This is a genomic window from Streptomyces sp. NPDC058295 (assembly GCF_042880655.1).
GTDB lineage: Bacteria > Actinomycetota > Actinomycetes > Streptomycetales > Streptomycetaceae > Streptomyces > Streptomyces coriariae.
In genome coordinates this window covers 41372-49455 of sequence record NZ_JBHVYO010000057.1, presented here as the reverse complement: position 1 = coordinate 49455, position 8084 = coordinate 41372, and the positions used below count along the sequence as shown (strand labels likewise).

General features: G+C 71.4%; 8 protein-coding genes. 2 read left to right on the top strand and 6 right to left on the bottom strand.

Annotated features, from left to right (window positions below; genetic code table 11):
• Window positions 1-74: 74 nt before the first annotated feature.
• The 4 genes from ACFVYS_RS37925 to ACFVYS_RS37910 form a co-directional block, all read right to left on the bottom strand.
• Entirely contained in the window at window positions 75-449 is a 375-nt protein-coding gene (locus ACFVYS_RS37925) for an RNA polymerase-binding protein RbpA (RefSeq protein WP_020128921.1), read from the bottom strand.
• Between the two features lie 278 nt (window positions 450-727).
• Entirely contained in the window at window positions 728-2110 is a 1383-nt protein-coding gene (locus tag ACFVYS_RS37920) for an MFS transporter (RefSeq protein ID WP_389509611.1), read from the bottom strand.
• Between the two features lie 52 nt (window positions 2111-2162).
• Window positions 2163-2918, bottom strand: a complete 756-nt coding sequence (locus ACFVYS_RS37915; protein WP_389509623.1) for a glycerophosphodiester phosphodiesterase — start codon at window positions 2916-2918, stop codon at window positions 2163-2165.
• An 8-nt stretch (window positions 2919-2926) separates the two neighbouring features.
• Window positions 2927-3613, bottom strand: a complete 687-nt coding sequence (locus ACFVYS_RS37910; protein ID WP_389509610.1) for a YitT family protein — start codon at window positions 3611-3613, stop codon at window positions 2927-2929.
• Window positions 3614-3712: 99 nt separating this feature from the next.
• On the opposite strand from ACFVYS_RS37910, the gene ACFVYS_RS37905 reads away from it, so the two are divergent.
• Window positions 3713-5212 (top strand): PLP-dependent aminotransferase family protein, encoded by a 1500-nt coding sequence (locus ACFVYS_RS37905; RefSeq protein WP_389509608.1) that lies wholly within the window; start codon window positions 3713-3715, stop codon window positions 5210-5212.
• A gap of 22 nt (window positions 5213-5234) precedes the next feature.
• Here ACFVYS_RS37905 and ACFVYS_RS37900 read toward each other — a convergent pair whose 3' ends face one another.
• A complete protein-coding gene (locus tag ACFVYS_RS37900) occupies window positions 5235-6893 on the bottom strand; it encodes a hypothetical protein (protein WP_389509606.1) in 1659 nt (552 codons plus the stop codon).
• Between the two features lie 41 nt (window positions 6894-6934).
• Window positions 6935-7129, bottom strand: coding sequence for a hypothetical protein (locus ACFVYS_RS37895; RefSeq protein ID WP_020128927.1), 195 nt, complete (start codon window positions 7127-7129; stop codon window positions 6935-6937).
• 263 nt (window positions 7130-7392) lie between these two features.
• On the opposite strand from ACFVYS_RS37895, the gene ACFVYS_RS37890 reads away from it, so the two are divergent.
• Window positions 7393-7785 (top strand): ankyrin repeat domain-containing protein, encoded by a 393-nt coding sequence (locus ACFVYS_RS37890; RefSeq protein WP_054239571.1) that lies wholly within the window; start codon window positions 7393-7395, stop codon window positions 7783-7785.
• Window positions 7786-8084 lie beyond the last annotated feature (299 nt).

Below are 8084 nucleotides of genomic sequence, written 5' to 3'. Positions count from 1 at the left end.
CGCCGTACGTATGTCACGTACGGCGCCCGCGGTCGTTTGTCGTTAGCTGTGAAGCGCGTCACAGCCCCTTGGGGCTATGCGCTTTTACGGCTGTCGCGGGGATGTACCGCAAGGTTCATCGCCCCGGACCGCAGAACGGCGAGCCGCTCCTCGAGGACCTCTTCGAGTTCCTCGCGGGTCCGCCGCTCCATCAGCATGTCCCAATGTGTACGCGCGGGCTTGGCCTTCTTCTCCTCAGGGCCGTCGCCGTCCACGAGGAGTGCAGGGGCTCCACAGACCTTGCACTCCCACTCCGGCGGAATCTCCGCCTCGACCGAGAAGGGCATTTCAAACCGGTGCCCCTTCTCGCATGCGTACTCCACGGCCTGGCGCGGGGCCAGGTCGATGCCGCGGTCCGTCTCGTAGCTGGTCACCACGAGGCGCGTGCCGCGAAGAGCTCGCTCACTCATGAATCGTGCCTCCCGGGCTTGTCGCCCACAGGACAGGTGTCGCTGTCGTCGTCATCCGGTCAACGTCCGGTCGGCGGTAAAGATTCCCGTTCGGAGTCCCGTTCCGGGTCATGCGTCGCCGTCGTAGCCGCGGTCTTGTCAACCAGTGCAGTACCCACCGGCGCCCGGTTTGTCACATCTGAAAGGAGATGTCACCCAGCGTTTCGGCATCTTTGACGCGCAGTAACGGTACGCCTGGCAGGCCAAACGCGTACACTACCGCCCTTTCGCCTTGAGTGCTAAATCTTCTCGGGCACCGGGTTCCCCGCGTCGCCGATCGCCTGCCGTACCGGCACCCGAACGAGCAGCAGGAAGCCCACGACGAAGAAGACCACCAGCGAGATGATCGCGTCCCGGTAGCTCCCGGTCAGCTGGTAGGTGATCCCGAAGAGAAGCGGGCCCAGCCAGCTCATGCCGCGGTCGCTCATCTCGTACGCCGAGAAGTACTCGGCCTCCTTGCCGGGCGGGACCAGATGGGAGAAGAGGGAACGGGACAGCGCCTGGCTGCCGCCGAGGACCAGGCCGATCGCGGCCGCCAGCAGGAAGAAGCCGACCGGCGCCCCGGCCGGCAGGAAGTAGCCGGCGCCCAGGGTGAGCGTCCAGGCCGCCAGCGAGCCGAGGATCGTGCGCTTCGCGCCGTACGTCCGGGCCAGCCGCCCCATGCCCAGCGCACCCGCCACGGCCAGCACCTGCACCAGCAGGACGGCGGCGATCAGCGTGGACTGGCCGAGGCCGAGCTCCTCGGAGCCGTAGACCGAGGCCTGGGAGATCACGGTCTGGATGCCGTCGTTGTAGATCAGGTACGCGAGGAGGAAGGAGAGGGTCAGCGGGTGGCGGCGCATGTCGCGGACCGTCGCCGCGAGCTGACGCAGTCCGGGAGCCGTGCGGACCGACGGATCCGACGGATCCGGTCGAGCGGTCGCCTCCCGGGCGGTGGTCGGCCGGTCGCGCAGCCGCAGCAGCGGGATCAGCGTGAAGCCGCCCCACCACAGGCCGGCCGAGGCCAGGCAGATCCGCACCGCCATCGACTCGGAGACGCCGAAGGAGTCGTGGGCGAGGTAGAGCACCAGGTTGACGACCAGGACCAGCGAGCCCGCCGCATAGCCGAAGGCCCACCCCCGGGAGGAGACCGCGTCGCGTTCCTCGGGCGGGGCGATCTGCGGCAGGTAGGAGTTGTAGAGCATCATCGCCACCGACTGGGCCGCGTTCGCCACGATCAGCAGCGCGCCCCCCAGCAGATAGCGGTCGCCGCCCAGGAAGAACATGCCGGTCGTGGCCGCGGCGCCCACATACGCGGCGGCGCCCAGCAAGGGCTTCTTGCGGCCGCTGCGGTCGGCGGCCGCCCCCACCAGGGGCATCACCAGCACGGCCACGATCACCGACAGGGACACCGAGTAGGCGAAGAAGGAGCCCGCCCGCACCGGGATGCCCAGCGGATGCACGTACCCGTCGGCGTCCGCCGCCCGCTTGGCGACCGATGTCAGGTACGGGCCGAGGAACACGGTGAGCACGCTCGTCGAGTAGACGGAGCACGCCCAGTCGTAGAAGTACCAGCCGCGCTGCTCGCGCCGCCGTTCGGCGGCCTCCTCGGACGCCGCCGTCCGCACGGTGTCGATGTCCACCCGTGCCCTCGCTTCCCGCTTCCGCAGTCGCGCACGGGCGACGGGCCCGAGGTCAGACCCAGACGCCGCGGTCCTCCATGACCTCGCGCAACGTGTCGATGTGATCGGTCATGATGCCATCGACCCCGAGGTCCAGGAGCCGGTGCATCCGCTCCGGATCGTTGATCGTCCACACGTGCACCTGGAGCCCGCGCGCGTGGGCGGCCCGGACGAAGCGACGGTCCACGACCTGGATGCCCGACTGGCTCTCGGGCACCTGTGCGGCGACCGCCGAGAGACGCAGCGCCGCGGGCACGCCCCAGGACCGCAGCCGCAGGTTGAGCACGCCCCGGGTGCCGTACGAGGTCGCCAGGCGCGGCCCGGCCAGCCGCTGGGCCCGCACCACCCGCGCCTCCGAGAACGAGCCGACGCACACCCGGTCCCACGCGCCCGTGCGGGCGATCAGGTTGAGCAGCGGGTGCAGTGCGGGCTCCGCCTTGAGGTCGACGTTCCACCGCACCTCGGGGAAGGTCTCCAGAAGCTCTTCGAAGAGCGGCACCGGCTCCTTGCCCGCCACGCGCGCGTGCCGTATGTCCGACCAGAGGAGATCGGCTATGCGGCCGGCACCGTCGGTCATCCGGTCCAGCGTCGCGTCGTGGAAGGCGACGAGCTTGCCGTCCCGCGTGGCGTGCACATCGGTCTCGATATAGCGGTAACCCGCCTCGACCGCGCGCCGGAACTGCGCGGCGGTGTTCTCCAGGCCCTCCGCGGCCCCACCGCGGTGGGCGAACGGGATGGGCCCCGGATGGTCGAGATACGGGTGGGTCATGAGGCTGGTCACGGACGCAGTATGGCTCCCTGTGGTGTCCCGGTGGCAACGACCGTGCTGCCGCCCGGTGCAGCGGGAACGGCGAACATCCGCAGGAAGAGCTGGGCGAGCGGACCGATCGTCACCGCGTAGAGCAGGGTGCCGACGCCGATGGTGCCGCCGAGGGCGAAGCCGGTCACCACGACCGCCACCTCGACGGCCGTCCGCATCAGCCGTATCGAACGCCCGGTACGCCGGTGCAGCCCCGTCATCAGCCCGTCGCGCGGGCCGGGCCCGAAGCTGGCGGCGATGTAGAGGCCGGTGGCCGCCCCGTTGAGGACGATCCCCGCCAGCAGCAGCGGCACATGGACGGCGAGCCCGTGCGCTTCGGGGACGTACGCGAGCGTGCCGTCCATCGCGAGGCCGACGACGAAGACGTTGGAGACCGTACCGAGGCCCGGGCGCTGGCGCAGCGGGATCCACAGCAGCAGTACCGTCGCGCCCACGACGATCGACACGACACCGATCGTCAGGCCGGTGAGCTCGCCGAGACCCTGGTGCAGCACGTTCCAGGGCTCCAGACCGAGCCCCGCCCGCACCAGGAGGGCGGAGCTGGCGCCGTACAGGGCGAGGCCGACGTACAGCTGGATCAGCCGGCGGGCGAGGTGGCCGCGTGGATCCCGCGAGGGTGATTCCTGCGGCGGCGGCTCGGACAAGGGGTCCCCCTGGTGGTCGTAGTGGCCTGACCCGTGACACTCTGTGGCTTGGAAGCGCAGGGCATCCATGGCCAATTCGGGGAAGGTGGACTGGTAATCATGGCGCAGTGGACCTCGGCGGTGGGGGCCGCACAGCTCGCGCGGCTGCTCAAGTCCCAGCAGGACCGCCCGGCCGGCCCCGGGTCGCGCCGGCCGCCGGCCTACCGGGCGCTCGCCGACGGCATCCGGCTGCTGGTGCTGGAGGGCCGCGTCCCCGTCGCCGCGCGCCTGCCCGCGGAGCGCGAACTGGCCCTCTCCCTGTCCGTGAGCCGGACGACCGTCGCCGCCGCCTACGAGGCGTTGCGTGCCGAGGGGTTCCTGGAGTCCCGGCGCGGCGCGGGCAGCTGGACGGCCGTCCCGGCCGGCAACCCGGTTCCGGCGCGTGGCCTGGAGCCCCTCCCGCCCGAGGCCCTCGGCTCGATCATCGACCTGGGCTGCGCGGCACTGCCCGCGCCCGAGCCCTGGCTCACCCGCGCCGTGCGGGGCGCGCTGGAGGAGCTGCCCCCGTACGCCCACACGCACGGCGACTATCCGGCGGGCCTGCCCGCGCTGCGGTCGATGATCGCCGAGCGGTACACCGCGCGCGGCATCCCGACGATGCCCGAGCAGATCATGGTCACCACCGGCGCGATGGGCGCCATCGACGCCATCTGTCATCTGTTCGGCGGGCGCGGCGAACGCATCGCCGTCGAGTCGCCCTCCTACGCCAACATCCTCCAGCTCATGCGGGAGGCGGGTGCGCGCCTGGTGCCCGTCGCGATGGCCGAGGGGCTCGCCGGGTGGGACATGGACCGCTGGCGCCAGGTCCTGCGCGAGGCCGCGCCGCGTATCGCGTACGTCGTCGCCGACTTCCACAACCCGACCGGCGCGCTCGCCGACGAGGACCAGCGGCGCCAACTCGTGGAGGCGGCCCGTTCCGCCGGGACCGTGCTGGTCGCCGACGAGACCATGAGCGAACTGTGGCTCGACGAGGGTGTCGAGATGCCCCGGCCGGTGTGCGGCTTCGACCCGGCGGGGTCCACGGTGATCACGGTGGGGTCGGCGAGCAAGGCCTTCTGGGCCGGGATGCGCATCGGCTGGGTGCGGGCGGCCCCGGACGTGATCCGCAGCCTCGTCGCGGCCCGCGCCTACGCCGACCTGGGCACTCCGGTGCTGGAGCAGTTGGCGGTGAACTGGCTGTTCAGCACCGGGGGCTGGGAGCAGGCCGTCGAGCTGCGCCGCCACCAGGCCCGGGTGAACCGGGACGACCTGGTCGCGGCGGTGCGCCGGGAGCTTCCCGAGTGGGAGTTCGCCGTGCCCGAGGGCGGGCTGACGTTGTGGGTGCGGGCCGGGGGTCTTTCCGGGTCGCGGCTCGCCGAGGCGGGGGAGCGGGTGGGCCTGCGGGTGCCGTCCGGACCGCGGTTCGGCGTCGACGGCGCCTTCGAGGGGTATGTGCGGCTGCCGTTCACCGTGGGAGGCGCGGTGGCGGAGGAGGCGGCCGCCCGGCTGGCGGCCGCGGCCCGGATCGTGCAGAGCGGGGGGACGGTCGGCGCCGAGGGGCCGCGCACGTTCGTCGCCTAGAGAGAACGCGCGGCGGGAGCGGTCATCCGCCCGCGCTCGACACCTGCTCCGCGCCCACGGCGTCGGCATCCGCCTTCGCGGACTCGGCCTCCGTGTCGGTGTCGTCCGTGTCCACGGCTTTGGTGAACACGACCTCGGCCGGTACCGGAGGCAACGTCTGCGTGTCGGCCGGGGCCGAGCGCGGCGGCAGCAGGTCCAGCACCGCCTGCCGATGCGCGTCGCTCGTCGCGTCGTCGTACGGGTCCGGCGTCGCCGGCACCTGGAGCCGGTGCACCGGCCCCGAACCGAGGCGGGCGTATCCGCGTCCCGGCGGTGTGTGGTCGACGGGCGTGGTGTGCGGGGGTGCGCCGAGGACCGCCTCCAGCTGCTGCTTCGACGCCGGCCCGAGCGCCACCCGCGCGCGGGTGTGCTGCCGTACGGCGTCGCTCAGCGAGTCCAGGGCGTCGAACTGCTCGGCCACCACCACCGTGACCCCGACCGCGCGGCCGTGCCGGAGGGGGACCTGGAGGAGCGACTGCGGGTCCTCGCGGCCGTCCGTGTCGGCCAGGTGGGTGAAGGCGGTGGGGCGGTCCAGAAGGATCCACAGGGGGTGTCTGGTGTCGTCCGGCGGCGGGTCGCCCGCCTGCCGGGCGAGGTTGGCGGCGACGAGCCGGCGCTCCGTCTCGTGCACCGCCCACTCCAGGGCGGCCAGCGCACCGGCCAGCCCGACCTCGACGCCCAGGACGCCGTCCCGGCCGGTGAGGCAGGCGTACTCGCCGGTGCTGCCGCCCTCGATCACCAGGACGTCACCGTGCTGGAGGGCCTGGAGGGCGATGGAGCGCAGCAGGGTGGACGTGCCGCTGCCGGGCTGGCCGACCGCCAGCAGGTGCGGCTCGGTGGAGCGGACGCCGGTGCGCCAGACGACCGGCGGTACGTCGCGCCGGTCCTCACCGTGGGCGAGGGGAAGCGTGCGCTGGACCCGGGAGGGGTCGGTGAAGCCCAGGACCGTCTCGCCGGGGGCGGTGACGAAGCGTTGGGCGGCGAAGTCGGTGGGGAGAGGGCTGAGGACACTGAGGGTGAGTTCGTTGCCCTCCTCGTCCCAGACGAAGAGGTATTCGCGGCCACGGCCGGACTTCGCGGCGAGCAGCTGCTCGATCCGGGCGCGTGGTGCGGCCTCTCCGTCCGGGAAGAACGCGGGGTAGCGGATCACGAGGAGGGCTACGCGGCCCGAGTCGTCGAACTCCTGCGTCGGGAAGACGGTCTCCCAGTCGCCGCCGTGGGCGTACAGGGGAGCGGGGTCGTCGGCCGTCGAGAAGTACGGGACCAGGGCCTCGTACAGCACCTGGAGTCGCTGGATCTGCGACTCGTCGGGGCCTTCGGGAGCCGGTGGGGTGCGGTCCCTGCCCTGCCAGGCCGCTGCCGCCATCAGGGTGATGACGGCGAGCAGCGGGCCGTACGGCACCAGCACCACGACCAGGATCAACGAGGCCACCAGGAACAGCAGCGGTCCGCGCTTGTCCCTGGGGGTCTCGGCCCACCTGCGCCGCCCGGCCGAGGCCAGCCGGCGCAGTCCGCGGGCGATCGTGATCAGCGGATGGAGGACATCGGTGGCGCTGTCGGCCGCCGTCCGGGCCAGCTCCCGGCTCCGGGCGATCTGCGCGCTGCCTGTGCTCAGGATGCTGGGAAGGGGGCGCCGGGCCACTGCTGTCTCCTGTGAGGTGCGTACGGACGGGACGGGCGGCGTCAGAACTTGATGCCGCCGAGGAGGCTCGCCAGGCTCTCGCCGCCTGCCTTGATGCTCGGGGCGATGGCCGTGCTGGCCATGTAGAACCCGAACAGGGCCGAGACCACGGCGTGTGACGCCTTGAGCCCGTCCTTGCGGAAGAAGAGGAAGACGATGATGCCGAGCAGGACTACGCCTGACATGGACAGGATCATTTGGGTTCTCCTGGTTCGCGGGGGACAGTCACCATGAGTACTTCCAGGATCACAGGATGTATCCATACTATAAAAGGTGCAACTGGGTGAAATACGGCTGATTTCCCCCGGCTGGCGGAAGGCCTGGTGGGCTGCCTGAGCAGGAGAGTTGCGTCGGACGGGTCTGCCCGTGATCTTTGCCGCCGACGGGACCGGCCATGTTTCCGACGAGCCAGTACGCTGGCGATTCACCTGAACGGTTGAGTGGAGAGGCGGACCGGCCGATGAGCGAAGGCCCCGACCCGGAGGTCGTGGAGCTGGCGACCAAGATCTTCGATCTGGCCCGCGGGGGTCGGACCGAGGAACTCGTGGCGTACGTCGACGCGGGCGTTCCGGCCAACCTCACCAACGACCGCGGCGACTCCCTGGTGATGCTCGCCGCGTACCACGGCCACGCCGACGCGGTCCGGGCCCTGCTGGCCCGCGGCGCCGAGGCCGACCGGATCAACGACCGAGGCCAGACCCCGCTCGCCGGGGCGGCCTTCAAGGGCGAGACGGACGTCATCAAGGTCCTGCTGGAGGCCGGCGCCGACCCCTCCCAGGGGACGCCGTCGGCCGTCGATACCGCTCGCATGTTCGGCAGGGCGGAGCTGCTCGACCTGTTCGGCGTGCACTGAGCCGACGGTTCCGAGCAGGTCAACGAGAGTTCCTGACCAGGTAAATCGACGACCACGGGGGAGGCGGTACAAGGTCGCCGGAAATTTCGGTCGCGGCAGGTAGAACAGCCGGGTCATCATGACGTCGTGATTCACGGACGCGATGGCTGGGCAGGTGTTGCCGCACCGCGCGGGCCGTGACGCGGTCCGCATGGGCCACCGACGAGAGGCAGAGGAAAATGGTCTACAGCAAGCAGGAAACGGCGGGCGCCCCGACGTGTTGTCACGCGGCCAGGTAATGCACGTCCCCGGTTGCGTCG

Excerpts from the sequence above, each read along its gene's own strand:
- ACFVYS_RS37925 (WP_020128921.1), bottom strand. The coding sequence starts at position 449 with ATGAGTGAGCGAGCTCTTCGCGGCACGCGCCTCGTGGTGACCAGCTAC.
- ACFVYS_RS37915 (WP_389509623.1), bottom strand. The coding sequence starts at position 2,918 with ATGACCCACCCGTATCTCGACCATCCGGGGCCCATCCCGTTCGCCCAC.
- ACFVYS_RS37905 (WP_389509608.1), top strand. The coding sequence starts at position 3,713 with ATGGCGCAGTGGACCTCGGCGGTGGGGGCCGCACAGCTCGCGCGGCTG.
- ACFVYS_RS37895 (WP_020128927.1), bottom strand. The coding sequence starts at position 7,129 with ATGATCCTGTCCATGTCAGGCGTAGTCCTGCTCGGCATCATCGTCTTC.
- ACFVYS_RS37890 (WP_054239571.1), top strand. The coding sequence starts at position 7,393 with ATGAGCGAAGGCCCCGACCCGGAGGTCGTGGAGCTGGCGACCAAGATC.